22 protein-coding genes are annotated in these 25,148 nt (G+C 69.3%); 18 read left to right on the forward strand and 4 right to left on the reverse strand.

Features of this window, described 5'->3' with window-relative positions:
• Nucleotides 1-25: 25 nt before the first annotated feature.
• Nucleotides 26-766 carry a YbaY family lipoprotein gene (locus FHR97_RS11120; RefSeq protein ID WP_183383874.1) on the reverse strand — a complete coding sequence of 247 codons (741 nt, stop codon included), beginning with the start codon at nucleotides 764-766 and terminating at the stop codon, nucleotides 26-28.
• A gap of 288 nt (nucleotides 767-1,054) precedes the next feature.
• On the opposite strand from FHR97_RS11120, the gene purE reads away from it, so the two are divergent.
• From purE to FHR97_RS11170, 10 genes are all read left to right on the forward strand, one after another.
• Nucleotides 1,055-1,564, forward strand: coding sequence for a 5-(carboxyamino)imidazole ribonucleotide mutase (gene purE / locus FHR97_RS11125; RefSeq protein WP_183383875.1), 510 nt, complete (start codon nucleotides 1,055-1,057; stop codon nucleotides 1,562-1,564).
• 25 nt (nucleotides 1,565-1,589) lie between these two features.
• Nucleotides 1,590-2,705 (forward strand): 5-(carboxyamino)imidazole ribonucleotide synthase, encoded by a 1,116-nt coding sequence (locus FHR97_RS11130; RefSeq protein WP_183383876.1) that lies wholly within the window; start codon nucleotides 1,590-1,592, stop codon nucleotides 2,703-2,705.
• 139 nt (nucleotides 2,706-2,844) lie between these two features.
• Complete coding sequence (locus tag FHR97_RS11135) at nucleotides 2,845-3,192, forward strand: NADH-quinone oxidoreductase subunit A (RefSeq protein WP_183383877.1); 348 nt, start codon at nucleotides 2,845-2,847, stop codon at nucleotides 3,190-3,192.
• Complete coding sequence (locus tag FHR97_RS11140; RefSeq protein WP_183383878.1) at nucleotides 3,183-4,499, forward strand: NADH-quinone oxidoreductase subunit D-related protein; 1,317 nt, start codon at nucleotides 3,183-3,185, stop codon at nucleotides 4,497-4,499. The genes FHR97_RS11135 and FHR97_RS11140 overlap by 10 nt, the downstream gene beginning before the upstream one ends.
• Nucleotides 4,496-5,422, forward strand: a complete 927-nt coding sequence (locus tag FHR97_RS11145; RefSeq protein ID WP_343065593.1) for a complex I subunit 1 family protein — start codon at nucleotides 4,496-4,498, stop codon at nucleotides 5,420-5,422. Before FHR97_RS11140 ends, FHR97_RS11145 begins: the two co-directional genes overlap by 4 nt.
• A complete protein-coding gene (locus tag FHR97_RS11150; RefSeq protein WP_183383880.1) occupies nucleotides 5,419-6,036 on the forward strand; it encodes an NADH-quinone oxidoreductase subunit J family protein in 618 nt (205 codons plus the stop codon). Before FHR97_RS11145 ends, FHR97_RS11150 begins: the two co-directional genes overlap by 4 nt.
• A 31-nt stretch (nucleotides 6,037-6,067) precedes the next feature.
• On the forward strand, nucleotides 6,068-6,373 hold the full coding sequence (nuoK, locus tag FHR97_RS11155) for an NADH-quinone oxidoreductase subunit NuoK (RefSeq protein ID WP_183325259.1): 306 nt from the start codon (nucleotides 6,068-6,070) through the stop codon (nucleotides 6,371-6,373).
• Between the two features lie 17 nt (nucleotides 6,374-6,390).
• Nucleotides 6,391-8,355: an NADH-quinone oxidoreductase subunit 5 family protein gene (locus FHR97_RS11160; protein WP_183383881.1), complete on the forward strand. Its 1,965-nt coding sequence runs from the start codon at nucleotides 6,391-6,393 to the stop codon at nucleotides 8,353-8,355.
• The gene (locus FHR97_RS11165; RefSeq protein ID WP_183383966.1) at nucleotides 8,355-9,836 is read left to right on the forward strand and encodes a complex I subunit 4 family protein; all 1,482 of its coding nucleotides are present in this window, start codon (nucleotides 8,355-8,357) and stop codon (nucleotides 9,834-9,836) included. Before FHR97_RS11160 ends, FHR97_RS11165 begins: the two co-directional genes overlap by 1 nt.
• Nucleotides 9,836-11,242 carry an NADH-quinone oxidoreductase subunit N gene (locus FHR97_RS11170; protein ID WP_183383882.1) on the forward strand — a complete coding sequence of 469 codons (1,407 nt, stop codon included), beginning with the start codon at nucleotides 9,836-9,838 and terminating at the stop codon, nucleotides 11,240-11,242. The genes FHR97_RS11165 and FHR97_RS11170 overlap by 1 nt, the downstream gene beginning before the upstream one ends.
• A gap of 81 nt (nucleotides 11,243-11,323) precedes the next feature.
• Here FHR97_RS11170 and FHR97_RS11175 read toward each other — a convergent pair whose 3' ends face one another.
• Entirely contained in the window at nucleotides 11,324-12,130 is an 807-nt protein-coding gene (locus FHR97_RS11175; RefSeq protein ID WP_183383883.1) for a TraX family protein, read from the reverse strand.
• An 88-nt stretch (nucleotides 12,131-12,218) separates the two neighbouring features.
• On the opposite strand from FHR97_RS11175, the gene FHR97_RS11180 reads away from it, so the two are divergent.
• The 7 genes from FHR97_RS11180 (at nucleotide 12,219) to FHR97_RS11210 (ending at nucleotide 21,445) form a co-directional block, all read left to right on the forward strand.
• Nucleotides 12,219-13,175 carry a LysR family transcriptional regulator gene (locus FHR97_RS11180; protein ID WP_183383884.1) on the forward strand — a complete coding sequence of 319 codons (957 nt, stop codon included), beginning with the start codon at nucleotides 12,219-12,221 and terminating at the stop codon, nucleotides 13,173-13,175.
• A gap of 213 nt (nucleotides 13,176-13,388) precedes the next feature.
• Nucleotides 13,389-14,849: an ethanolamine permease gene (eat, locus tag FHR97_RS11185; RefSeq protein WP_183383885.1), complete on the forward strand. Its 1,461-nt coding sequence runs from the start codon at nucleotides 13,389-13,391 to the stop codon at nucleotides 14,847-14,849.
• 68 nt (nucleotides 14,850-14,917) lie between these two features.
• Nucleotides 14,918-16,300, forward strand: a complete 1,383-nt coding sequence (locus FHR97_RS11190; protein ID WP_221187773.1) for a glutamine synthetase family protein — start codon at nucleotides 14,918-14,920, stop codon at nucleotides 16,298-16,300.
• Nucleotides 16,301-16,453: 153 nt separating this feature from the next.
• Entirely contained in the window at nucleotides 16,454-17,836 is a 1,383-nt protein-coding gene (locus FHR97_RS11195) for an aldehyde dehydrogenase family protein (RefSeq protein WP_183383886.1), read from the forward strand.
• A 104-nt stretch (nucleotides 17,837-17,940) separates the two neighbouring features.
• On the forward strand, nucleotides 17,941-19,125 hold the full coding sequence (locus FHR97_RS11200; protein ID WP_221187774.1) for an iron-containing alcohol dehydrogenase: 1,185 nt from the start codon (nucleotides 17,941-17,943) through the stop codon (nucleotides 19,123-19,125).
• Between the two features lie 210 nt (nucleotides 19,126-19,335).
• Nucleotides 19,336-20,061 (forward strand): glutamine amidotransferase-related protein, encoded by a 726-nt coding sequence (locus tag FHR97_RS11205; protein WP_183383887.1) that lies wholly within the window; start codon nucleotides 19,336-19,338, stop codon nucleotides 20,059-20,061.
• A gap of 193 nt (nucleotides 20,062-20,254) precedes the next feature.
• Nucleotides 20,255-21,445, forward strand: a complete 1,191-nt coding sequence (locus tag FHR97_RS11210; protein ID WP_183383888.1) for a cation:proton antiporter — start codon at nucleotides 20,255-20,257, stop codon at nucleotides 21,443-21,445.
• A gap of 4 nt (nucleotides 21,446-21,449) precedes the next feature.
• Here the strand turns inward: FHR97_RS11210 and FHR97_RS11215 are convergent, their stop codons facing one another.
• Complete coding sequence (locus tag FHR97_RS11215) at nucleotides 21,450-23,630, reverse strand: heavy metal translocating P-type ATPase (protein WP_183383889.1); 2,181 nt, start codon at nucleotides 23,628-23,630, stop codon at nucleotides 21,450-21,452.
• 81 nt (nucleotides 23,631-23,711) lie between these two features.
• Between FHR97_RS11215 and cadR the strand changes: the two genes are divergently transcribed.
• Nucleotides 23,712-24,173: a Cd(II)/Pb(II)-responsive transcriptional regulator gene (gene cadR, locus FHR97_RS11220; RefSeq protein WP_183383890.1), complete on the forward strand. Its 462-nt coding sequence runs from the start codon at nucleotides 23,712-23,714 to the stop codon at nucleotides 24,171-24,173.
• Between the two features lie 112 nt (nucleotides 24,174-24,285).
• On the opposite strand, the gene FHR97_RS11225 is transcribed toward cadR, so the two are convergent.
• On the reverse strand, nucleotides 24,286-25,053 hold the full coding sequence (locus tag FHR97_RS11225; protein ID WP_183383891.1) for a transporter substrate-binding domain-containing protein: 768 nt from the start codon (nucleotides 25,051-25,053) through the stop codon (nucleotides 24,286-24,288).
• Between the last annotated feature and the right edge of the window lie 95 nt (nucleotides 25,054-25,148).

Consider the following 25,148-nt stretch of genomic DNA (forward strand, 5'->3'; position numbering starts at 1 on the left):
GGGCGGGGCCTGATCATAGGCGGGCCTACTGGGTCGCGGTGGTCGTGTCGCCTTCACTCGGGGTGGCGGGCTCCTGCATCTCGGTGGCCTGCTCGTCGATCGCCTCCATGCTCTCGCCGGAGGCCTCGTCGGCGGTGTCGCTGGACGCGCCGGCCGCGTCATCGGACTGGAGCATGTCCTGCTGCGCTTCCTGCAGGTTCTCGTCACCGGCGGCCTCGCTGGTCACCGGCTCCAGCACCAGGGTGATGGGGCCCTGCTCGGCGTCGGGGCCGACCTCGACCGTGTGGCGCTCCTTGGTGGTCCAGCGCAGGTTGTCGTCGCCATCGCGCAGGGTCGCCTGCAGGATGTGGGCGTGGTCGGCGGTCACGGCCGAGACATCGTAGTCGAGGGCGAACTCGACGGGCTCACCGTCCTCGGGCGTCACCGTGGTCTCGGTGATCACGGTGGCGGGGGCATCCGCCTTGGCCACTTCCCGCAGGCTCACCGTCACCTCGGCCTCTTTCGGCAGCGGGGTCTCGGTGGCGGCGAATTCCAGCATGCCCTGCAGGGTCTGGCTGGCCTGCTGTTCGGCCTCCTCGGGCTGCTCGGCCTGGCTGGTGGTCTCTTCCTGGGGCTGCTCGGCCTGGCTGGTGGTCTCTTCCTGGGGCTGCTCGGCCTGGCTGGTGGTCTCGTCCTGGGCGGCCTGCTCGGTGTCCTCACCGTTGTCGCAGCCGGCCAGGGCCAGGGTGCCCGTGAGGGCGGCAGCAATGAAAAGATGGCGTTTCATGGTCGTTCTCCTTCGGCACGGTGTCCTTGTGGACGATATCCATGTGGATAGGGTAGGTCGCGTTCCCGGTGACCGCTTGACCATGACCCTAGCAAGCCAATGCGCAGGAAGGGTGAAACCTGCTGTCGCCCGACCGCGACGCTTCCCGGCGACGACGCCCCCGTGCCGCCGGGCGTCGGGGAGAGGTAGGCGCCGCACGGCTCTGCTAGAATAGCGGCCTTCCAATTTGTCACCCGCCCGCGGCACCGACCGCGGGCGGCGTCATTGCCCGTTCTCGAGGAGCCCTGGATGCCTGCATCGAACGAGTCGCCACGCGTCGGCGTGATCATGGGGTCGAAGTCCGACTGGCCGGTCATGGAGCATGCCGTCGGCATGCTCGAGCGCCTCGGCGTGCCCTACGAGACCCGCGTGGTCTCGGCCCACCGCACCCCGGACCTGCTGTTCGACTATGCCAAGTCCGCCGCCGAGCGCGGCCTCTCGGTGATCATCGCCGGGGCCGGCGGGGCCGCCCACCTGCCCGGCATGGTGGCCTCCCAGACGGCGCTGCCGGTGCTCGGCGTACCGGTGGAGTCCAAGGCCCTGAAGGGGCTGGATTCGCTGCTCTCCATCGTGCAGATGCCCGGCGGCATCGCCGTGGGCACCCTGGCCATCGGCAAGGCCGGCGCCACCAACGCCGGGCTGATGGCGGCCCAGATCGTCGGGCTGCAGGACGACGGCGTGCGTGCCGCCGTCGAGGCGTTCCGCGCCGAGCAGACCCGGACGGTGCTGGACAATCCCGATCCGCGTCCCAATCCCTGATCGAGAGACGAGTGAGGAAGCCAAGATGAAAATCGGCGTACTGGGGGCCGGCCAGCTCGGCCGGATGCTGGCCCTGGCGGGCTATCCGCTGGCCAACCGCTTCACCTTCCTCGACACCACCGGCCACCCCAGCGCCGGGATCGGCGAGGTGATGATCGACACCGACCGGCGCCACCTCGAGGAATTCCTCGAGCGCGTCGACCTGGTCACCTACGAGTTCGAGCACCTGCCGGTGTCGCTGGTCCAGGCCATCGAGGAACACAAGCCCGTGCACCCCTCCAGCGAGGCGATCCGGGTCTGCCAGAACCGTGCCGAGGAGAAGGCGCTGTTCGACCGCCTGGGCATCCCCACCCCGGCCTATCGCCTGGTGGAGAGTGCCGAGGCGCTGGAGGCCGCGGCCCGGGAGCTGGGCACGCCGGTGGTCGCCAAGTCGGTGACCGAGGGCTACGACGGCAAGGGCCAGGCGGTACTAAAGGACCCGGCCGAGGCCGCCGACGCCTGGCATGCCATCAACCATCCGCGGCTGATCGTCGAGGCCTTCGTCGACTTCGTGCGCGAGGTGTCGATCATCGCCGTGCGCGGCCGCGACGGCGAGGTGGCCTTCTACCCGATGGCCGAGAACGTCCACGTCGATGGCATCCTGCGCTACTCGGTGGCGCCCCTGCCCGACCTCGACGCGGCCATCCAGCAGACCGCCGACGGCTATATCCGCGCGCTGCTCGACGAGCTCGACTACGTGGGGGTGCTGACCCTGGAGCTTTTCCAGACCCGTGACGGCGGCCTGATGGCCAACGAGATGGCGCCCCGGGTCCACAACTCCGGGCACTGGACCATGGACGGCGCCGTGACCAGCCAGTTCGAGAACCACCTGCGGGCCATCCAGGGCCTGCCGCTGGGCGACACCGCCGCACGGCTGCCGACCTGCATGGTCAACGTCATCGGCCGGGAGGGCGACCCGGCTGAGCTGCTCGCGATCGAGGACGCCCACCTGCACCGCTACGACAAGAGCGAGCGAGCCGGCCGCAAGCTCGGCCATGTCAACCTGGTGGCGCCGACCCATGACGCCCTGCTGGAGAAGGTCCGGGCCTGCGCGGCCCTGTTGCCCGACGCGCCGGAGCCCCGCTTCAGCTTCGAGGAGTGACGGCCACGGGCCACTGGAAGGCCGGCCATTCGGGTTCGCTCCCGGCATCCCCCCGGCGTCACTCTGCTAGGGTTGTTGAAAGGCAACTGCTGGTGCGGCCGGGAGGCGGCCGAACACGCCGACCATGCCGGGGGGTTACATGGAGCTGCTCCTATTCTTCGTCATCCTGATCCTGAGCCTCGGCGCCGGCCTGCTGCTGCAGTGGTGGCCGAGCCGCCATCATCCCATGCCCACCTACCCGCAACGTGCGCCCTTTCTGGGCGGTGGCCTGCCGGATACCCATGCCTGGAGCCGCTTTCACGTCCGCTATTATCCCATGGCCCTGCTGCTCATCGCCTTCGAGATGGAGATGATGTTCATGTACCCCTGGGCGGTGGTCTATGTGGCGCAGGGCATGAAGGCGGTGATGGAAATGGGCATGTTCCTGGCCATCCTGTCCGTGGGCATCCTCTATGGCTGGCGCGAGGGGGTGTTTAGATGGCAGTGAGCTGGCTGGCGCGCCTGGCGGCCTGCGCCCCGGTACCGGTGTTTCCCGCCCTGGGGATGCGGGGCGAGGAGGCCCTTTACCGGCTGGCGTTGAGCCCCGAAATCAAGCTGGTGGATTCCCCGCGTCATGCCTCGCTGCTGCTGGTGGCCGGGGGGGTGCCACCGTCCATGCAGCAAGCGTTGCGGCGGGTGCATGATCAATTTCCCGCGCCTTTTACCACGCTCTGGTACCGCAGTACGCCGCTGGTGGAGTTGCCTCGGGCGGCGGTGACAACGGTGGATTCTCTGGATGCGCTGCCTGGGGCGCTGGTGGAGAGCCATGGCAGCCTGCTGAGAAACACCGTCGGTCACTCGCCCCGCCTGTTGCCGGACGCGCCGCCCCATCCCTGGCAAGGCCTGGGGGACGACGGCCATGGCGGAGAGGGCATGATGGGTGGCGTGCCCTACGGGCGCCCCATGGCCATGCCACCCACGGAGGATCTACGCGATGGCCTGGCCCTCGACGTCCTGACCTTTCGCCTGGGGCCCTTCTTTCCCCTGTGGCCCCCGGGGCTCGAGGCCGAGGTGATCCTGCAGGGAGATATCATCCAGCAATTTTCCGTCCAGTCGTCGCCCTTTCCCCGCGCCCTGGCGCCAGTGTTCCACGAGGCTCGGGAACAGTCCGTCGCCATCGCCGCACTGGAACGGGCGCGGGCGCGCCACCATCTGCAGGCGCTCTTTCATGCCCTGCATCTGGCCGGCCTGGAGGGTCTGGCCCGGGACGCACTGCGCCTGGCCGATAGGTGTCCGTCAGGGGACATCGCTCTTCTCGCCAAGTGGTTCAAGACCTTCGAGCGACGCATGAAACGCCGGGGGTTTTTCGCCCTGCATCTGCCGGAGCGTGGAGCTCTCCGCCAGGAGCAGGCCGAGCGTCTGGGCGGATTCGCCGCCCGGGCCGCGGGGATCGATCGTGATGCGCGCACCGAGGATGACGGGTATCGCCGCCTGGCCTTTGCCACGATTACCCAGCAGGCCGGCGATACCCGGGCGCGCTGGCGCCAGCGGCTGGCGGAAATCGCCCAGGCGTTCGACCTCGCTGCCCGGGCCCAACGCGACGACATGCGTACTGCCCAGACCGACGCGGTGGAGACCCCGCGCGGGGCCTGGCGCGACTCGCGGCCCGGGGGCACGAGCCCTCTGCTGGAAGACCTGCTGCCCGGGCTCGAATGGGGCGAGGCCCTGGCGAGTCTCGCCAGCCTGGAACTGGCGGCGCTCTCTCCCTGGCCCCGCGAGGAGCGGGCAGAAACGCAAATGGGGGGCGCCGCGTGATCCTCGATCAGCTCGTCTGGCCGCTGGCGCTGGTACTGGCGGCCCTCGTGCTGGGGCCCTATCTGCTGGCGGTGCTGGATGGCCTGGTGGCGCGAGGCCTTGGCCTCACGCGAGGGCCAGGCCTCTGGCTTGCGCCCCTGAGGCGAGGGGCGTGGTGGCTGATTCAGCATACCAACGTCACCGAGGCCCCGGACGGGCGGGCCTGGCGGCTCGCCCCGGCGCTCTACCTGGCCCTGGCCGCCGGCGGCCTGGCCCTGGTGCCCTGGTCGCGAGCCTGGGTTGCCACGGATATCGCCACCAGCCTGGTACTGTGGGGCAGCATCGAGGCGCTGGCCACGGTGGTGATCTTTCTGCAGGGCTGGTCAGCCAATACTCACCTGACTCTGGTCGGTGCCTACCGTTACGTGGCCCTGGGACTTTCCTACATCCTGGTCAGCATGTTCGTGCTGATCGGCGTGGCGCTGCCCGCGGAGTCCCTGGCGCTCACCCAGGTGATCATCTCCCAGCAGGAGCTGTGGAATGTGCTGCGCCAGCCCCTGGGCCTGCCGCTGTTTCTGATCGTCGGTCTCGCCATCACCTTTCGCGGCCCCTTCAATCTGGCAGATTCCACGGACCTGGCCGGCGGGACCAGCGCGGATGTCTCCGGTGCCCAGCGGCTGGTCTGGGAGTTCGCCCGCAGCGCCATGCTGGTGGCCTTCAGCGGTATCGCGACCGCGGCCTTTCTCGGCGGTTGGCTGGGCCCCTGGCTGCCCGGGCCACTCTGGGTGGCGTTCAAGATGCTGGCGGTACTGGCGCTGCTGGCCTGGCTGGGACCCGCCTTCGCCAGGCTCACCCCGGAGCACTGCGTCAGCCTGATGTGGGTGGTGCTGCTGCCGCTGGCCTTCGTCGATCTGATCTGGGCCGGCGTGGAGGCGCTGTCATGAACCCTCCCCTGGCCGTGGATATCGCCTTTATCCTGCTGGCGCTGTTCGCCGTCTACACGGGCTGGCGGGTGTTTCGCACCGATTCCATGGTGCGGGCCTCGTTCTTCCTGCTGCTCTCCTTCATCGCCGTGGGGGCGATCATGCTGCTGCTGTCCGCCATGTATCTGGGGGCGGCCATGTTCTTCATGATGGGCGTCGAGATGATGGTCATGGCGCTGTTCATGGTGATGTTCATGATGAACCCGGCGGGGCTCAACCCGATGATGATGGTGCATCAGCACAGGCTCGCCATCGGCGCGGGGATCGCCAGCTTTGTCATCGTGGCGGCCATGGCGCTGCTGGCGCGTTTTCCCCACCGGCCACTGCCCGCAGACCTGCAGGAGGTCGAGTCCCTGGGTAACGAACTGCTCGGGGAGTCCATGCTGATCTTTGAATCCGCCGCGGTGGTGCTCCTGGCCACCATGATCGGGGTGGTGGTCCTGTCGAGCCAGCGCGGGCGTTATGGCAACGCGGGGGAGGGCTCGATGCCGCCGGGGCTCGACCCCGGCGGCGAGCCGGCGGGCATGCCGGAGAAGGACGACGAGGACGACGGTGGGCATCACCACTGTCATTGAGCGAACCCGGGTCAAGACGAGGAGAGATGCGATGACACTCACCACGGTATTGCTGCTGGCGGCGGCCTTGATCGGAATCGGCATCTACGGAGCCCTGTCCCAGCAGTCCTTCGTGATGCTGATGATGGGGCTCGAGCTGATCCTCAATGGGGTGATGCTTGCCGCCGTGGGCTTCTGGGCGATGAGCGGCGCCGGCGCCCCGGAAGGGCAGCTGCTGACCATCGTGGTGATGGCGGTGATGGCCATCGAGATGGCCATGGGCTTCGCCCTGGTGGTGGCGGTCTACCGGGGCAAGCAGGCGGATGTGACCGAGGCCATTGCTGACCTCAGACACTGAGGCCGAGGACCGTCATCATGCTATGGATGGTGCCACTGCTGCCGATGCTTGCCGCGCCGCTGATCTACGTCAGTGGTCGTCGTGGCGGGCGAGCGAGGCCCTCCTTGCTTGCCTTGCTGAGCGTGGCGGCCGTGCTGGTGCTGGCCGCCCTGGCCATCGCTCATGACTGGCGGGGGAGGTACGCGCTCAATGCGGTGCTGGACCTGCGACTGGGGTTGACGCCGCTGAGCGGTATCGTCGCCCTGGCGGTACCGCTGATTGCGCTGCCCATCCTGCTGTTCGCGGCGGCGCATGAACGCCCGCCCCTGGGGCGCCTGCTGGCGATCATGGTGGCCTTCGTGGGGGCCATGGAGCTGCTGGTGCTGGCGGAGGACCTGCTGACCCTGCTGGTGGGATGGGAGTTGATCGGCGCCTGTTCCTGGGCGTTGATTTCCCATCATTGGCAAGACACGAGCGCGCCCCGGGAGGCCATCCAGGCCTTTATCGTCACCCGCTTCGGTGATCTGGGGCTCTATATCGCCGCGGGGGCGGTGTTCGCCGGAAGCCAGGGTTTTGGTTACCAGCAACTCTCGGGGCTGGATAACGGCCTGATGCAGGTGGCGGCGGCGGGTATCCTGCTGGCCGCAGCGGCCAAGTCAGCCCAGCTGCCGTTCTCCGCCTGGTTGTTCGCTGCCATGGCCGGGCCGGTGCCGGTATCGGCCCTGCTGCATGCGGCGACCCTGGTGGCGGCGGGCTTCTACCTGCTGGCACGCCTGCAGCCCTCGCTCACCGACGTGGTCTGGCTGATGCCGGCCATCGTCACCCTCGGCTTGAGTACCGCCCTGGCCGGGGGGCTGGTCGCCGCCGCCCAGGGCCATGCCAAGAAGCTGCTGGCTGCCTCCACCTCGGCGCAGTACGGGTTGATGTGGGTCGCGGTTGGCATCGGCTATCCGGGGGTGGCGCTCCTGCATTTCCTGGCCCACGGCGTCTTCAAGGCCGGCCTCTTTCTGGTCACCGGGGTCGCCGAGCGTCAGACGGGAAGCTATCGGCTGGCGGATATGCGCCTGGGGAGCCGGTTGCCGGGCCTGGCGCTGCTCAGCGCCATCCTCGCGATGGCGCTGGCGGGGCTTGCTCCCCTGGGGGCCGCCTGGACCAAGGAGCAGATCGTCTCCGTCGCCTATGAGGTGTCGCTGTGGCTGGCCCTGGGGGTGGCCCTGGCCGGCGGTCTGAGCGCGCTCTACGCGACCCGTTTCCAGCTCGCCATGTTCGGTCGCTCCCGTCGGCGCGAACTGGGGCCGCCGCGAATCCACTGGGCCGAACGCCTGGCGGTGGGGGCGGCGGTCGGTGTGACCCTGGCGCTGTCCGTGCTCTGGTGGCCCGAGGCTCAGTCCTGGCTGAGAGGGAGCCTGGGGCTGGCGCATGTAGACAGCCATTTCTGGCTGCTCGTCCTGTCCCTGGCCCTGGTGGTGCTGGGCATCGCCCTGGGCTGGGGGCTGACGCGATGGGGCCAGGCATGGATGTGGGCGTGGCCCGTGGCCCGCTGGTGGGGGCTGGTGCCCCTGACCCGTGATATCGGCACGGCCGTGGTGAGGCTAGGCACCAGCCTGGCGCGCTTCGATGGCGAGGTGCTGGAAGCGGCCACCCACGCCCTGGCGGCACGGGCGAGACGCACCGCCCAGGGGCTGGCGCGGGGCGACGACGAACTGGAAGCGGGCACCCACGCCCTGGCGGCGCGGACGAGATGCGCCGCCCTGGGGCTGGCGCGGGGTGACGACGAGCTGCTCGACGCCGGCGTGCGCGGACGCGACAACGCGGCTTCCTGGGAGGACGACTCGCACCAAGCACTGACGCGCTGGCTGCCGGGTTCCCTGAGCGGTGCGATCGGACAGGCCGGGCACTGGGCCCGCCAGGCCCAGACCGGTCAGTCCCATCATTACTACGCCGCTATCGCCATCGGCTTCGCTCTTGTCCTGATTATCCTGCTGCTGGGAGACCTGTCGTGATGCTCACCTTCGCCTGGCTACTCCCCCTGCTGGGGGCTGTGTCATTGATGATTGCCCCACAGTGGGGTGAGACGCAGGCGCGAGGATTCGGCGTGCTGGTCGCTGCCGTTTCCCTGGCCATGCTGGTCTGGGCCTGGATCGGCTTCGACCCCGCCGGCCCTCTGTTCCAGCATGTGCTGGACGTCCCCTGGGTGCCTTCCATCGGCGTGGGCTATCGGGTCGGGGTGGATGGCATCGCCCTGGTGGTGGCGACCATGAGCGCCCTGCTATTCCTGGCGGCCATCGCCTATCCGGTGGAGACCCAGGGGCAACCGCGTCAGTACTATGCCTGGCTGCTGTTTCTGATGGCTACCTCCCTGGCGCTCTTCGTGGTACTGGATCTGCTGCTGTTCTACGTCTTCTTCGATCTCAGCCTGGTGGGCATGTATTTCCTGATCGGGCGCTGGGGCCATGGCCAGCCACAACTGTCCGCCTTGACGTTCTTCCTCTACACCTTCGCCGGTTCCCTGGCGCTGTTGCTGGCGATCATTGGCCTCTATCTGTCGCTGGAGTCGCCGAGTTTCGACATGCGTCAGATCATCGCGCAACAACCCCTGGCCGGAGACGGCCTCTACGCCGGGCTGGTGTTTCTGGGCTTGATGCTGGGGCTGGCGATCAAGACGCCGCTGGTGCCGTTGCATACCTGGCTGCCCCAGGCCCACGTGGATGCCCCCGGGCCCGCCTCGGCGATTCTTGCCGGGGTGCTGCTGAAGATGGGCACCTACGGCATGATACGCCTGCCGCTGGCGATGCTGCCGGAGACCTTCGCCCGCTATGCCCCGGTGGTGGCCATCCTCGCCCTGGTGGCGATTCTCTACGGCGCGCTGGTGGCGCTGGGCCAGCGCAATCTCAAGCGTCGCATCGCCTATACCTCGATCAACCACATGGGCTATACGGTGCTGGGCATCGCCGTGGCGGCGAGCGTCAGCGACAACCTGGCGGCCAAGCAGCTGGCGCTGACCGGGGCCACGGTGGAAATGGTCGCCCACGGCCTGATTACCGGGGCGCTGTTTCTGATCTGTGGCAGCTTCTGGCAGCGTACTGGCGAATACGACCTGACGTACTACGGCGGCCTGGCCCATCAGGCGCCGCTGTTGACCGGCCTTACGGTGCTGGTCGCCTTTGCCAGCTTCGGCATGCCGGGACTGGCCGGCTTCGTTGCCGAATTCCAGATCTTCGCCGGCACCTTCGCCGTCTATCCCTGGCTCGCCGTGGTCGGGGTGCTGGGCATCCTGATCACCGCCGGCCTCTTCCTGGATTTCCTGCGCCGGCTGTTCTTCGGCCGCTTGCCGGCCCATCTCGGTCGCTTCGCCGAACTGAACCGGGCCGAGGCGATGGTGCTGGGCGTGCTGGGGCTCGCCGTCGTGATCATCGGTGTGTATCCACGCTTCCTGCTCGAGGTGATCGAGGGCGCCAGTACCCTGCTGACCGGAGGTCGCTGATGCCCCTCGGTGATCTGCTGCCGGAGCTCGTCCTCTTGCTGGGGGCCGTGATCATCGTGCTGTTCGCGGCCTTCGCCCCGCAACGCCGGCAAGCGGGGGCCGCGTGGCTGGCCCTGGTGACCCTGGTCGTGGCGATGGGGCTCGGTGCCCGACAGTGGGGCATGCCCCCCAGGCTGACCTTTGCCGGAGTCTGGGCGCTGGATGACGTGGCCATCGCCGCCAAGCTGTTGATCCTGGCGAGCGGCGCCCTGGTGGTCGCCCTGTCGCCGGACTGGATGCGCAGCGACCGGCGTCACGGCGAGTATTACGCGCTTTGCCTGTTCTCGCTGCTGGGCATGATCATGATGGCCTCAGCCCATGACGCCATGGAACTGGTGGTGGGGGTGCTGTTGTCCTCCGCAGCGAGCTACCCGCTGGCGGCCTATCATCGCGGCTTTCCTCCGGCCCTGGAAGCAGCAATGAAGTACTTCCTGATCGGCGCCCTGGCCAATGCGCTGCTGGTGATCGGGGTGGTGATCCTGTTTGGCCTGGTGGGGGACACGGACTATGCCAAGGCCGCGGAGGTCTTCCAGGCGGGTGTGGATCCGCTTGCCTTGAGTGTGGCGGTGGCCTGTATCGTCATGGGGCTGACCTACAAGCTCGGCGCGGTGCCGGCCCATGCCTGGATGCCGGACGTGGCTCAGGGCGCGCCGGCGCCCATCGCGGCCCTGCTGACCGTGGCACCGAAGATCGGCGCGGCGGTGGCGCTGGCGCGCTTCGTCTCCCTGCTGCCCGACAGTCAGGCCTGGCCGGTCATCGTGGCGCTGATCTCGGTGACCACCATGACGCTCGGTAACCTGGCGGCGCTCCGGCAGACGGATCTCAGGCGGCTGCTGGGCTGGTCCAGCGTCTCCCAGTCCGGCTATGCGCTGATGGCCATCGTCGTGGTGGGGCGCGGTGTGACCGCCTTGCCGGCCCTGCTGGCCTTTCTCGCCGCCTATGCCGTGGCGAATCTTCTGGCCTTCGCCGTGGTCACCCACCTGCGTGGCCGTACCGAGCTTGCGCACTATCATGGCCTGGCCCACCGACAGCCGCTGGTGACCGCCGCCCTCATCGTTGCGCTGCTGTCCCTGGTGGGCATTCCGCCGCTGGTGGGGTTCTTCGGCAAGTTCCTGCTCTTCGAGGTGACCATCGCGGCGGGCTACGCCTGGCTTGCCGTGGTGGCCGCCTTCAATACCCTAGTGTCGCTCTACTACTATCTGCGGGTGATCGCGGTGATCATGTTCAAGGCGCCACAAGGCGACGTGCAGGTACTGGGGCGCTGGTCCGGGGTGGCGCTGCTGGGTACCTTCCTGCTGTTGATCCTGGTTAGCCTGGGGTTCGAATTCCTGCAGGCGGTGCTGGCACCCATCGCCCTTGTCGGGTAGTGCCGCTTGTCTGGCGTCTCGCTTCAGCATCGCATGATCTCGCCCTGCCGCGCGGTAGCACGGCGCCCGGCGCGTCACGGTTCACGGAAAGTCCGCCTGGCCCAGTATCAGCAGCAGCACGGCGATGGCCGCAAAATGGCCCGGATACCAGGCCAGCCAGAGGCGGCGCGGCATGGCCAGCGGCACGCGGGGAATGGTGCCATGGGCGCCCGCCGCCAGCAGCAGGACGGCCAGCGAGGTGGCCACGGTGAACGACTTGGCCATGTCGGAGCTGTTCATCAGCCCGGCCACCATCAGCAGCGGCAGGGCCATGGCGGTGGCCGCGAGACGCTCGCCGAGGCCGTCACCGGCGCCGTGGAGGGCCTGCATGGCGACCATGTAGAGCGGGATCATCAGCAGGCCCAGGTGGCCGTACTCGACCCAGGGCCCGACCGCGGCCCAGACGGCGACGGCGAGGCCGGCCTCGGCGGCCAGCCGGGGCCCGCCGAGGGCGCCCCGCGCGAGGCGCTCCCTCAGCGCCTGCAGCCAGGTGCCGCCGGTCAGTCCCAGGGACAGGGTGAAGCAGATGTTGAGGATCAGGCCGTCCGTCGCGCGGGGCATCAGCATGTAGGGCAGCTGGGCGACCAGGCCGATCACCAGGATGCGTCGCGCGTAGCCCAGCGGGTTGCGGGTGTTGAAGAGCCCGTGCCAGGCGACCATGGCGGCGAACAGCGGAAAGGCGATCCGCCCCAGGGAGGCGTCCGCCCAGCCCAGGCCCCAGCGCTCCGGGACCACGTAGCGCGCCAGGTGATCGACGGTCATGGTGACCAGCGCCAGCCACTGGCCCCAGCCGGTCCAGGTCGAGGCGGGTCGGGGGGGCGCCAGGGCGGCGCTTGCGGCTTGTGTCATCTTGCCCTCCGAGTGGGTGGCGGTTGACGGCGATTGACAGGCCCGGCTGCGCGGAGTTCCCTGAGGGCTGGCCAGGGGAGGGGTGACGATGCGAGGCGGGTTCGGGTTCGATCTGCGGAGTCTGGAAATCTTCGTCGAGACCCTCGAGCGGGGCAGCCAGACCGCCGCGGCCGAGCACCTGGGGCTCAAGCAGTCGTCGGTGTCGCAGAGCCTGGCCAACCTGGAGGAGGGCCTGGGCGTGCTCCTGCTGGACCGGCACTCCCGGCCGCTGGAGGCGACCGGGGCCGGTCGCTTCTTCCATGACCGGGCCAAGCGCTTGCTCCAGGAGGCCCGCGCCACCCGTCGCGAGCTCCAGGGCGGCGCCTTCGGCCAGCTGCACCAGGTGCGCATGGCGCTGGTGGACTCCCTGGCCACCGCCGTCGGCCAGCCGCTGCTCGAGGTGATCCGTCGTCATACCGCCGACTACACCCTGACCACCGGGCTCTCGCACATGCATGGCCATGCGCTGCTGACGCGCCACGTGGACATCATCATCTCCGACGACCGACTGGAGAACTACGATGGCCTGGAGCGCCATGCCATCCTCGGCGAGCCCTTCGTGGTGGTGCTGCCCGGTGACTGGCAGGGACCGGTCGACAACCTGCGCTGGCTGTCGCGGCAGCTGGACTTCGTGCGCTATACCCCCCAGTCGCTGATCGGCCAGACCATCGAGCGCCACCTGCGACTCAGCCAGCTGGAACTGCCGGCTCGCCTGCACCTGGACAACACCTATGCGGTGCTGAGCCTGGTCGCCGGCGGCGCCGGCTGGACGATCACCACGCCCCTGTGCCTCTACCAGGCCGGCCTGGATCGCCTCGACGTCCGGGCCGTGCCCCTGCCTACCGGCCCCCTGCGCCGGGACCTGACCCTGGTGGCGCGGCGCGATGAGCTGGGCGGCCTGCCGGCCCGGTTGGCCCGCGACAGCCGGCGGCTGCTCCAGCGGTGCTTCCGTGGAGAACTGCAGCGCCACCTGCCCTGGGTGGTGTCCCACATCGACGGCCTCTGACCCCCGTCGCCTGCCCCATTGCGGGGCCGAATGGCCCAGTGATGCGCCTTGGGCGGGCAGTATCGATTTTTCCTATAGTCGCGGCGTCGGCCGGACCGATGCTGTTTGCGGCCTTGTTCCGGGGGGCGCCACACTGGCCCAGGCTCCTGGCAATTCCCGGTCGTGGGACCCGCTCCCACCCACCCAGACAATGACAAGCACAAGGGGTATTCGATGAGCTCTTCCCACCACACCACCTCGGTGGACTACGAATCGGTCGACAAGGCCTATCTCGACAAGCGCAAGCTGAAGAAGGGCGCGGCGGGCTGGATCCTGCTGGCCAGCCTCGGCGTCTCCTACGTGATCTCCGGCGACTTCGCCGGCTGGAACTTCGGCCTCGCCGCCGGCGGTTTCGGCGGCATGCTGGTGGCCACCGTGCTGATGGCGATCATGTACACCGCCATGGTGCTGTCGATCGCCGAGCTCTCCTCGTCCCTGCCCACCGCCGGCGGTGGCTACAGCTTCGCGCGTCGTGCCCTGGGCCCCTGGGGCGGCTACGTCACCGGCACGGCGATCCTGCTGGAATACGCCATCGCGCCGGCGGCCATCGCCATCTTCATCGGGGGCTACGTCAACGAACTGGTCGGCCTCAACGGGCCGCTGGTCTATGCCGCCTTCTATGCGCTGTTCGTCGGCATCCATCTGTGGGGGGCGGGCGAGGCGTTGAAGATCATGATGGGCATCACGGCCCTCGCGGTGGTGGCCATCCTGGTCTTCGTGGTCGGCATGCTGCCGCACTTCAGCGTCGACAACCTCTTCGACATCGCGCCCAGCGCCGGTGTGGCGGGGGCCTCGTCCTTCCTGCCCCAGGGCGTCATGGGCATCTGGGGGGCGCTGCCCTTCGCCATCTGGCTGTTCCTGGCCGTGGAGGGCGTGCCCCTGGCGGCCGAGGAGGCCGGCGATCCGGGCCGCGACATGCCGCGGGGCATCATCACCGCCATGCTGGTGCTGCTGGTGTTCGCGGCCTGCGTGCTGCTGCTGGCGCCCGGCGGGGCCGGGGCGGCGGCCATGAGCGAACACGCCGCGCCGCTGGTCGGCGCCCTGCAGGCGGTCTACGGCCGCGATTCCTGGGCGGCGGGCTTCGTCAACCTGGTCGGCCTGGCCGGGCTGATCGCCTCCTTCTTCTCGATCATCTACGGCTACTCGCGCCAGACCTTCGCGCTGTCCCGGGCCGGCTACCTGCCGCGCTGGCTGTCGGTCACCGGCGAGCGCAAGGTGCCCTACCTGGCGCTGGTCGTGCCCGGCGCCATCGGTTTCCTGCTGTCGCTGACCGGCAAGGGCGACCTGATGATCACCATGGCCGTGTTCGGCGCCACCATCTCCTACGCCATGATGACCCTGTCACATCTCCTGCTACGCCGACGCGAGCCGGACCTGGCGCGCCCCTACCGCACCCCGGGCGGCACGCTGACCTCGGGCGTGGCCTTCGTGCTGGCGATCGTCGCTTTCCTCTCGACCTTCGTGGTCAGCGTCGAGGCGGCGCTGTGGTCGGCGGTGTTCTACGCGGTCATGTTGGCCTACTTCGGCCTCTACAGCCGCCATCATCTGGTGGCCCAGGCGCCGGAGGAGGAGTTCGCGGCCATCGCCCAGGCCGAGCGGGAGCTGTCGGACGAAACCGCGCCGGATGCGGTCTAACCTCCACCACCCGCCGGCACGGGCTCGGCGACGAATCCAACAACAACACAGCCAACGAGGAACCCACGATGAGTGGAATGCAGGCGAGAGACATCAAGACCGCGGAGGACGCCCGGCGAATCGTCGAGGAACGCGGCCTGAGCCACGTCAAGGTGGGCATGTTCGACATCGACGGCGTGATGCTCGGCAAGTACATGCAGGCCAGGAAGTTCTTCTCGGCCCTGGAGGAGGGCTTCGCCTTCTGCGACGTGGTGCTGGGCTGGGACAGCAAGGACGAGCTCTACGACAACGTGCAGTTCACCGGCTGGCACACCGGCTATCCCGACGCCCCGCTGCGGGTCGTCCCGGAGAGTTGCCGGGAGCTGCCCAGCGAGGGCGACGGCATGCTGCTGTTCCTGGCCGACTTCGCCGGTCCCGCCGGCGACATCTGTCCCCGGGGGCTGCTCAAGCGCGTGCTCGAGCGGGGCCGCGAGATGGGCTACGACGCCTTCGGCTCCCTGGAGTACGAGTTCTTCCTGTTCCAGGAGACCCCCGAGTCGGTGCGCGAGAAGGGCTTTCGCAACCTGAGGCCGCTGACCCCGGACATGATGGGCTACTCGATGCTCAGGAGCTCGGTGCACAGCGAGCTCTACCACGAGCTGCTGGCGCTGTCCGAGACCATGGACTTTCCCATCGAGGGGCTGCATACCGAGACCGGCCCGGGCGTGCTCGAGGCGGCCCTCGCCGTGGACGATGCCCTGGCCGCCGGCGACAAGGGCGCGCTGTTCAAGACCTTCACCAAGGTCTGGGCCCAGCGCCGCGGCCTGATGGCCACCTTCATGGCCAAGTGGTCGCCGGACTACCCGGGCCAGAGCGGCCACATCCACCTCTCGCTGCGCGAGCGCGACTCGGGCCGCTCGGCCTTCTTCGAGGCCGACAAGCCCTACCGGATGAGCGATGCCCAACGACACTTCGTGGCCGGCCAGCAGCAACTGATGCCGGAGTTCCTCGCCCTGTTCGCGCCGACCATCAACAGCTACACGCGGCTGATCCCCGGCTTCTGGGCGCCCACCGACGCCACCTGGGGCGTGGAGAATCGCACCACGGCGCTGCGGGTGATACCCGGCAGCGACGCGTCCCAGCGGGTCGAGTACCGCCTGGGCAGCGCCGACGCCAACCCCTACCTGGCGCTGGCCGCGGCCATCGGCGCCGGCCTGTACGGCATCGAGCACCGCCTGGAACCCGATGAGCCGGTCAAGGGCAATGCCTACGAGCTGGAGCATCCCGACCACCAGGCGCTGCCCGCCACCCTCTGGGAGGCCGCCCAGCGGCTCAAGGCCTCCGAGGCCGCCCGGGCGCTGTTCGGGGATGCCTTTGTCGAGCACTTCGCCGCCACCCGGGAGTGGGAGGAGCGGCAGTTCCGCAAGCACATCACGGACTGGGAGCTGGATCGCTACTTCGAAATTATTTAGTGGTTGGGCCGGCTGCACGTCGCCAGAGCGGCGTTGGAGCGCCTCGAGATCTGCTCATTGACGACCGTCAACTCCGCGATTTCTCGTTGCTCCGCCTGGCTCTGACGCCGTTCGCACGGCCTTCGAGCTTGCGAAACCAATAAGGTAATTCAGATGGCCATACAACAGACGATTTCTCCGGTGGACGGCTCGGTCTATGTCGAGCGCGAGCTGGCCGATCCGGCCCGGGTGGAGGCGGCCCTGGAGCGGGCGGTCGCCGCCCAGCGGGCCTGGCGCGAGACGCCGCTCGGCGAGCGCGCCCGGCGATGCTCGGCGATGGTCGATGCCATCGTCGCCCGGCGCGACACCCTGGCCGAGGAATTGACCTGGCAGATGGGCCGGCCGATCGCCGCCGGCGGCGGCGAGATCGACGGCTTCGAGGAGCGCGCCCGGGGCATGATCGGCCTGGCCGAGGGCGCCCTGGCCCCCGTCGCGCTGCCCGACAAGCCTGGCTTCACCCGCTACATCACCCGCGAGCCGCTGGGCGTGTCCTTCATCGTCGCGCCCTGGAACTTCCCCTTCATGACCGCGGTGAACGCCATCGTGCCGGCGCTGATGGCGGGGAACACGGTGATCCTCAAGCACTCGGCCCAGACCCCGCTGTGCGCCGAGCGCCTCCAGGAGGCCTTCGATGCGGCCGGCCTGCCCGCGGGCGTGTTCCAGCACCTGCACCTGTCCCATGCGGCCACCGAGGCGCTGATCCGCGACCCGCGCATCGACCACGTCTCCTTCACCGGCTCGGTGGGCGGCGGCGCCATGGTCGAGCGCAACGCCGCCGGGCGCTTCATCGCCACCGGCCTGGAACTGGGCGGCAAGGATCCGGCCTATGTGCGTGCCGACGCCGACCTGGACGCCGCCGTGCCCGGTGTCATGGACGGGGCCTTCTTCAACTCGGGGCAGAGCTGCTGCGGCATCGAGCGCATCTACGTGCATCGCGAGATCTTCGACGACTTCGTCGAGCGGGCGGTGGCCTGGGTCCGCCAGCTGCGCCTGGGCAACCCCACCGACCCGGCGACGACCCTGGGACCGGTGGTCAGGCCGGCCGCCGCCGACTTCGTGCGCGGCCAGGTCGAGGAGGCCGTGGCCGCCGGCGCCAGGGCCTGGATCGACCCCGGTGACTTCCCGCTGTCGCGCCCGGGCAGCGCCTACCTCGCACCCCAACTGCTGACCGGGGTCGATCACGCCATGCGGGTGATGCGCGAGGAGAGCTTCGGCCCGGTGGTGGGCATCATGCCGGTGGACTCCGACGACGAGGCCGTGACCCTGATGAACGACAGCGACTTCGGCCTCACCGCGGCGGTCTTCACCCGCGACATCGCCGCCGGCGAGGCCATCGCCCGTCGCCTCGAGGCGGGCACCGTCTTCACCAACCGCTGCGACTACCTGGACCCGGAGCTGGCCTGGACCGGCGTCAAGCAGTCGGGGCGCGGCTGCTCCCTGTCGCGGCTGGGCTACGAGACCCTGACCCGGCCCAAGTCTTTCCATCTGAAGCACTGAAAAGAGGGAAGGGAAAAAAGGAAGAGGCGAGAGTTTCGTGCTTCTTCCATCTTCCAGCCGCGCAGCGGCGATCTTCCGTCGTCCATCTCTTGTACGAGGTCACCATGAGCCAAGACGATATGAGTCGATTCACCGCGGGCTGGAACTACCCGGCCCAGATCCTCACCGGCGTGGGCCGCGTCCGGGAGCTGCCGGCGGCCTGCCGGGCGCTGGGCATGCGCGCGCCGCTGCTGATCACCGACCCGGGCCTGGCCGGCCTGCCCATGGTCCAGGCGCTGGTGGACGCCTGCGCCGAGGCCGGCCTCGCGGTCGCCGTGTTCAGCGGGATCAAGGGCAACCCCACCGGGCGTAACGTCGCCGACGGGGTGGCGGCCTTCCGCGAGGGTGACCACGATGGGGTGATCGCCTTCGGCGGCGGCTCCGGCCTGGACGCCGCCAAGGCGGTGGCACTGATGGCCCGCCAGCGCGACGACCTCTCGCTGTGGGCTCTGGAGGACGTCGGCGACAACTGGCGCCATGCCGACGGCGACGTCGTGGCCCCGGTGGTGGCGGTGCCCACCACCGCCGGCACCGGCTCGGAGGTAGGCCGCGCCTCGGTGATCACCGACGAGGAGGCCCACGTCAAGCGCATCATCTTCCACCCGGCGATGGTGCCGGCGACGGTGATCCTCGACCCCGAGCTGACCACCGGCCTGCCGCCGGCCATCACCGCGGCCACCGGCATGGACGCGCTGTCGCACTGCCTGGAGGCCTGGTGCTCGCCCAACTACCACCCCATGGCCGAGGGCATCGCCGTGGAGGGCATGCGGCGCATCCGCGACCATCTGCCCCAGGCCTATCGGGACGGTGGCGACCTCCAGGCCCGCATGAACATGCTGGTGGCCTCGATGATGGGCGCCACCGCCTTCCAGCGCGGCCTGGGTGGCATGCATGCCCTGGCGCACCCCCTGGGGGCCCTCTACGACGCCCACCACGGCACCCTCAACGCGGTTCTGATGCCCTATGTGCTGCGCGCCAACGAGCGGGCCATCGGCGAGCCCATGGTGCGCCTGGGGCGTTATCTCGACCTGCGCCAGCCGGGCACGGCCGCGGTCATCGACTGGGTGCTCGAGCTGCGCGAGCGGCTGGGCATCCCGCACACCCTCGCCGCGCTGGACATCGACACCGCCCGGGCCGACAGGGTGGGGGAGATGGCCCTCGCCGACCCGTCCTCGGGGTCCAACCCGATCGCCTTCGGGACCGGCGAGTACCGGGACATCTTCGTCCAGGCCGTCGAGGGGCGCCTCTAGCAGCCTGTCGGGCTTGACCGATCGTCGCGAGATTCACGGATTTCGAGACGATTTTATCGATCGAATGAGGCGAATAGCGCGCTATTTAACGAATCCGATCGAATGAAAGTGGCCGAAAGCCCGGGATTCGCAGTAGATCAGCGTTAAGTCCGACAGGCTGCTAGACCGCGGCTTCGGGCGGCAAAAACAGATAGACAGGGAGACAGGCCGATGCGCATCGGACTGCTGCAATGCGATGACGTGGCGCCAGAGTTGCGCGACCGGCACGGCAATTACCCGGCCATGTTCGAGCGGTTGTTCAGCGGCGTCGACCCGACCATTGAGTTCCGCGTCTGGCGCTGCCTGGATGGCGAGATCCCCGATGACCCGGATGCCGTGGATGCCTGGCTGACCACCGGCTCCAGGTTCGGGGTCAACGACGGCCTGGCCTGGGTCGAGGACCTGTGCGGCTTCGTGCGCCGGCTCTGGGCGGTCGACAAGCCGCTGGTCGGCATCTGCTTCGGCCACCAACTGATCGCCAAGGCTCTGGGCGGCCGGGTCGCCAAGAGCGAGCGCGGCTGGGGCGTGGGCATGTCATTCAACCGGGTGTGCGGCCGCGCCGCGTGGATGGGGCCCTGGCAGGAGGGCCTGGACCTGGTGGTCAGCCACCAGGACCAGGTGGTGGCGCCGCCTGCCGAGGCCAGGGTGCTGGCCGGCAGCGACTTCTGCCCGGTCTACCTGATGCAGGTGGGCGGCCACTTCCTCGGCGTCCAAGGCCACCCGGAGTTCGCCAAGCCCTACTCGGCGGACCTGATGGCGCTGCGCCGCGACCAGGTCGGCGCCCAGCGGGTCCGCGAGGGCCTGGCCTCGCTGCATGCCCCGGTGGACGATGCGCTGATGGCGCGCTGGATCCTCGAGTTCATGCGTCGGGCTTGTACCGACGACCACCGGCGATGACCCGGCAGGCTCCAGGGGCCGTCGGCCACTCGCCGGGCGATGGCCTGCCGCGTGCCCCTTGAGGCAGGACAATACGCCGGGTCGGCTCACATGCTAGCCTCGCCCTGAGTCGTCGGGTGCGTGCCGGGCGCGGCACGCTGCCCCCTTCCCATCGACCGCCATCGGTGCACCAGGACGAGTGATTGAAACGACCATGACCGGGGTGCTCAGCAATCTGCCGCCGACCTCGGGGGCCCTGATCCTGTTGGGCGTGTTGCTGGCCTCGAGCATCTTCGCCGATGCCGTGGCGAGCCGGACCCGGTTGCCGAGGATCTCGCTGCTGGTGATGGTGGGCGTGGGCGTGGCGATCGTCCAGCAGCTGTGGCTGGAGGCGCCGGACGCCCGCCCCCTGGACGGGCTCGGCGAGCCCCTGGTGCAGGTGGCCCTGGTGATGGTGGCCTTCCTGCTGGGCGGCGAGCTGACCCGGGAGCGGCTGCGGTTGACCGGGCCGCTGATCCTGATCGTCTCGCTGTCGGTCATCGTGGTGGGCGCGCTCGCCGTGGGCCTTGGCCTGCTGGCGATGGGCTTTCCCCTGGTGGTGGCGGTCTCGCTGGCCGCCATCTCGGTGGCCACCGACCCCGCCGCGGTCCAGGAGACGGTGCATGCCAGCGGCGACACCCGCCTGCGGGCGCGGCTGCTGCTGGGCATCGTGGCCATCGACGATGGCTGGGGCATCGTCGTCTTCGGCCTGGCCATGGCGGCGCTGGGCTGGATGCTGAGCGGTGCCGGCGGAGGCGAGCGGGCGCTGCTCGAGGCGGCCTGGGAGCTGGGCGGAGCGGTGCTGCTCGGCACCCTGATCGGCCTGCCCGCCGCCTGGTTGACCGGCCGCCTGGCCCCGGGGGAACCGACCCAGGTCGAGGCCATTGCCCTGATCCTGCTGCTGGCCGGCGTGTCGTCCTGGCTTGGCGTCTCGTCGCTGCTCGCCGCCATGGTCACCGGCGTGCTGGTGGCCAACCTGTCGCGCCACCATACCCGCTCGTTCAACGAGATCGAGCATATCGAGTGGCCCTTCCTGGTGTTCTTCTTCGTGCTGTCCGGGGCCAGCGTGGATCTCCAGCGCCTCGACGAGGCCCTCGGTCTGACCCTGGCCTATATCCTGTTGCGCCTGGTGGGGCGGCTGCTCGGCGGACTGCTGGGCGTGCGCCTGGCCCGGGAACGCCAGGCCGACCTGCCGCGCAATATCGGCCTGGCGCTGACACCGCAGGCCGGGGTGGCCATGGGCATGGCCCTGCTTGCCGCCGAGCGTTTCCCCGAGCATGGCGCCGTCCTGCTCTCGACGGTGGTGGGCGCGACGGTGGTCTTCGAGATCCTGGGCCCGGTGCTGGTGCGTCGCGTCCTGCGTTGAGTCCTCAGCGGTGGGGAAGACGCAACAACCGCATGCCGTTGGCCACCACCAGCAGGCTCGCGCCCATGTCGGCGAACACCGCCATCCACAGCGTGGCCTGGCCGGTGAAGGCCAGCACCAGGAACACCGCCTTGAGGCCCAGGGCCAGGACGATGTTCTGAATCAGCACCCGGCGCGTCGCCCGGGACAGGCGCAGGAAGGTCGGCAGCTTGCCCGGATCGTCGTCCATCAGCGCCACGTCGGCGGTCTCGATGGCGGCGTCGCTGCCGGCGGCGCCCATGGCGAAGCCGATGTCGGCCCGGGCCAGCGCCGGGGCATCGTTGATGCCGTCGCCGACCATGCCGGTCACCCCGCGACTACCGAGGGCCTCGATGGCGGCCAGCTTGTCCTCGGGCAGCAGCCCGCCCCGGGCCTCGTCGATCCCCGCCTCGGCGGCGATGGCGGCCACGGCCGGGGCGGCATCGCCGGAGAGCACTAGCGTCTTCACGCCCAGGTCGTGCAGGGCCTCGATGGCAGCTTTGCTGCCGGGCTTGAGGGTATCGCGCAGGGTGAACAGGGCCCGCACGCCCCCCGAATCGCCCAGTAGCACCACGCTGTCGCCGCGCTCGGCCAGGGCGTCGAGCTCGGCGGCCAGCGCCGGGGTGCCGAGGCCGCGTTCGGTCATCAGCCGGCGGTTGCCCAGCCACAGGGCCTCGCCGTCGACCTCGCCCTCCACGCCCAGGCCGGGACGTTCCCGGAAGCCATGCACCTCCGCCTCGCCACTGTCGGTGGCCAGTGCCTGATGCACCGCCCGGGACACGGGGTGGGTGGAGCGCCCGGCCAGGCTGGCCGCCTGCCGGGCGAAGGGGGCTCCGTCGGAGGCATCGAGGGGACGCCAGTCGGCCAGCCGTGGCTCGCCCAGGGTGAGGGTGCCGGTCTTGTCCAGGGCCAGCCAGGCGAGCCTGTGGCCCTGTTCGAGGAAGCGCCCGCCCTTGATCAGGATGCCGCCCCGGGCGGCGGCCGAGAGGGCGCTGACGATGGTCACCGGGGTGGAGATCACCAGCGCGCAGGGGCAGGCGATCACCAGCAGCACCAGGGCGCGGTAGACGCCATCGAGCCAGGCACCGGGGAACAGCAGTGGCCAGGCCAGTGCCGTGGCCACGGCCAGGCCCAGCACCGCCGGGGTGTAGATCGCCGAGAAGCGATCGATGAAGCGCTGGGTGGGGGCCCGGCTGGCCTGGGCCGCCTCCACCGCATGGATGATCCGCGCCAGGGTGCTGTCATCCGCCGGCCGGGTGGTGCGGTAGTCGAAGTCGCCGTGGCGGTTGATCGTCCCGGCGAAGACCGCCTCGCCCGGCTCCTTGTCGTGGGGCAGGCTCTCACCGGTGATCGGCGACTCGTCCAGGGTCGGCTCGCCGCGCACGATCTCGCCGTCCAGCGGCAGTCGCTCGCCGGGCAGGACCCGCACCGTCTCGCCCACGGCAACCTCGGCGGCGGCCACGCGTTCCCAGTCGCCCGCCGGGGTGCGACGACGGGCCTGGTCGGGGGCGCTGTCCAGCAGTGTCCGGATGGCGCCCCGGGCGCGATCCAGTGACCGCGCCTCGAGGCGTTCGGCCAGGGTGAAGAGGACCATCACCATGGCGGCCTCGGCCCAGTGGCCGATGAGCAGGGCGCCGGTCACCGCCAGGGTCATCAGCGCATTGATGTTGAGGCTGCGATGGCGCAGCGCCACCCAGCCCTTGCGCCAGGTGGGCAGGCCGACCAGGGCGATGGCGCCGAGGGCCAGGGGGGGCGAGAGCCAGGCGCTTCCCGGCCAGCCGGTCCAGCCGATCAGCTCGGCCGCCAGCGCCAGGCCGATGGCGAGCGCCATCCGTCCCCAGGGCTCGCGCGGGGTTGTCGGTGTCTCGTCGACCTCGTCCTCGGGGCGCGGGGTCATCCCCAGCTCGCGGATGCGCCGGTCGAGTTCCGCCGGGTCGGCGCCGCGATGGTGGATGCTGAGTACCCGGTTCATCAGGTCGAAGTCCAGGGTGTCGACCCCGGGGGCACTGGCCAGTGCCTTGCGCAGCAGGGCCTCCTCGGTGGGGCAGTCCATCTCCGCGATGCGCCGCCGCAGGGTGGTCGTGCCCGGCGGGGCCTCGACGGCCTCGCGGGAGGCCTCGGCCGGGCCGCCGCAGCAACCTTCATGGTGTGAGTGGGCATCGGACATCTCGCGCTCCGTGTCGGGGTGCCTTGTGTGATGACACACCCTGTAGGCACTATAGGGTCAAGCCCTCAACGGGAGCCCGGCATGAAGATAGGAGAACTGGCCCGACGCACCGGCTGCCGCGTCGTCACCATCCGCTACTACGAGCGGGAGGGGCTATTGCCCGCGCCCGCGCGCAGCGAGGCCAACTACCGCCTCTATGGGGAGAACCACGTCGAGCGCCTCGCCTTCATCCGCCATTGTCGGGCGCTGGACATGACCCTCGACGAGATCCGCGCCCTGCTGGACTGTCATGACCATCCTGACCGGCCCTGCCGCGAAGCCGACGACCTGATCGACGCCCACCTCGACCATGTGGCGGCACGCATCGCCCAGCTACAGGCCCTGGAGCGCTCGCTCCAGGCGCTGCGCGCCCGCTGCCGGGGACAGCGTTCCGCCGGCGAGTGCGGGATCCTCGATGCCCTGGCGCATCCCTCGACGGAGACGATCGATGGCGTCTCCGGCGACAGCCAGGTCCATGTGCCGGGCGTGCATCCCCGAATCTGAGTGCCCGGCGAGGCGCCCACTGGAAAACGACGGCCCCAACGCCAACGGCCCCGACATCGTCGGGGCCGTTGGCGTTTGAGGCGAGGCATGCTGCCTGGCGCGTCGAAGGGCCTTACTCGCCGAAATACTCAGCGTAGATCTCCTCGTAGGTGCCGTTCTCCTTGAGGGTGGCCAGCGCCTCGTTGAAGGCCTGGGCCAGCTCCTCGTCACGCTGGCGGAAGGCGATGCCGAAGCCTTCGCCGAAGTACTCCTTGGGCTCGGTGATCTTCTCGCCCACCACCTTGTAGTTGCCGGCCTCGCTGTCGAGCAGGGTGGACTTGCCGATCGGGAAGTCGAGGAAGACGGCGTCGAGACGGCCGGAATCCATGTCCAGCACCATGTCATCGGCGGTGGCGTAGCGGTTCACATCGGCCACGTCGCCGTACATGTCGGTCACGTAGTTGTCCTGCAGGGTGCCGCGCTGCACGCCGATGGTCATGCCCTCGAGAGTCTCATCGGACGGGGTGCCGATCTCGACATCCTTGGGCGCGAACCAGGCCGAGGGCGGGGTGATGTAGGGATCGGAGAACAGCACCTGCTCGCGACGCTGCTCGTTGATGGTCATGGACGACATGATGGCGTCGTACTTGCGCGCCTGCAGCCCGGGGATGATGCCGTCCCAGCCCTGGACGACCCACTCGCACTGGATGCCGATCTCGGCACACAGGGCATTGCCCAGCTCGATGTCGAAACCGGTCAGCTCGCCCTCGGGCGTACGGTACTCCATGGGCTCGTAGGGCACGTCGACGCCGATGCGGATGTCGCGGACCTCGGCGTTGGCGCTGCCGGCGATCATGGCGGCGCCGAGGACACCGAGACTCAGGATCTTCTGGAACTTCATGGGTGCTTCCCCTTGTTGTTGATGGTTTCACCTTGTGGGTGATGACCCGCCCACGATAGCCGATGCCAGGGTGGGTCGAAAGGGCCGGTTCGAAC

The organism is Halomonas stenophila (assembly GCF_014192275.1).
Lineage (GTDB): Bacteria > Pseudomonadota > Gammaproteobacteria > Pseudomonadales > Halomonadaceae > Halomonas > Halomonas stenophila.

Excerpts from the sequence above, each read along its gene's own strand:
- FHR97_RS11120 (WP_183383874.1), bottom strand. The coding sequence starts at position 766 with ATGAAACGCCATCTTTTCATTGCTGCCGCCCTCACGGGCACCCTGGCC.
- purE (WP_183383875.1), top strand. The coding sequence starts at position 1,055 with ATGCCTGCATCGAACGAGTCGCCACGCGTCGGCGTGATCATGGGGTCG.
- FHR97_RS11130 (WP_183383876.1), top strand. The coding sequence starts at position 1,590 with ATGAAAATCGGCGTACTGGGGGCCGGCCAGCTCGGCCGGATGCTGGCC.
- FHR97_RS11135 (WP_183383877.1), top strand. The coding sequence starts at position 2,845 with ATGGAGCTGCTCCTATTCTTCGTCATCCTGATCCTGAGCCTCGGCGCC.
- FHR97_RS11140 (WP_183383878.1), top strand. The coding sequence starts at position 3,183 with ATGGCAGTGAGCTGGCTGGCGCGCCTGGCGGCCTGCGCCCCGGTACCG.
- FHR97_RS11150 (WP_183383880.1), top strand. The coding sequence starts at position 5,419 with ATGAACCCTCCCCTGGCCGTGGATATCGCCTTTATCCTGCTGGCGCTG.
- nuoK (WP_183325259.1), top strand. The coding sequence starts at position 6,068 with ATGACACTCACCACGGTATTGCTGCTGGCGGCGGCCTTGATCGGAATC.
- FHR97_RS11160 (WP_183383881.1), top strand. The coding sequence starts at position 6,391 with ATGCTATGGATGGTGCCACTGCTGCCGATGCTTGCCGCGCCGCTGATC.
- FHR97_RS11165 (WP_183383966.1), top strand. The coding sequence starts at position 8,355 with ATGCTCACCTTCGCCTGGCTACTCCCCCTGCTGGGGGCTGTGTCATTG.
- FHR97_RS11170 (WP_183383882.1), top strand. The coding sequence starts at position 9,836 with ATGCCCCTCGGTGATCTGCTGCCGGAGCTCGTCCTCTTGCTGGGGGCC.
- FHR97_RS11175 (WP_183383883.1), bottom strand. The coding sequence starts at position 12,130 with ATGACACAAGCCGCAAGCGCCGCCCTGGCGCCCCCCCGACCCGCCTCG.
- FHR97_RS11180 (WP_183383884.1), top strand. The coding sequence starts at position 12,219 with ATGCGAGGCGGGTTCGGGTTCGATCTGCGGAGTCTGGAAATCTTCGTC.
- eat (WP_183383885.1), top strand. The coding sequence starts at position 13,389 with ATGAGCTCTTCCCACCACACCACCTCGGTGGACTACGAATCGGTCGAC.
- FHR97_RS11190 (WP_221187773.1), top strand. The coding sequence starts at position 14,918 with ATGAGTGGAATGCAGGCGAGAGACATCAAGACCGCGGAGGACGCCCGG.
- FHR97_RS11195 (WP_183383886.1), top strand. The coding sequence starts at position 16,454 with ATGGCCATACAACAGACGATTTCTCCGGTGGACGGCTCGGTCTATGTC.
- FHR97_RS11200 (WP_221187774.1), top strand. The coding sequence starts at position 17,941 with ATGAGCCAAGACGATATGAGTCGATTCACCGCGGGCTGGAACTACCCG.
- FHR97_RS11205 (WP_183383887.1), top strand. The coding sequence starts at position 19,336 with ATGCGCATCGGACTGCTGCAATGCGATGACGTGGCGCCAGAGTTGCGC.
- FHR97_RS11210 (WP_183383888.1), top strand. The coding sequence starts at position 20,255 with ATGACCGGGGTGCTCAGCAATCTGCCGCCGACCTCGGGGGCCCTGATC.
- FHR97_RS11215 (WP_183383889.1), bottom strand. The coding sequence starts at position 23,630 with ATGTCCGATGCCCACTCACACCATGAAGGTTGCTGCGGCGGCCCGGCC.
- cadR (WP_183383890.1), top strand. The coding sequence starts at position 23,712 with ATGAAGATAGGAGAACTGGCCCGACGCACCGGCTGCCGCGTCGTCACC.
- FHR97_RS11225 (WP_183383891.1), bottom strand. The coding sequence starts at position 25,053 with ATGAAGTTCCAGAAGATCCTGAGTCTCGGTGTCCTCGGCGCCGCCATG.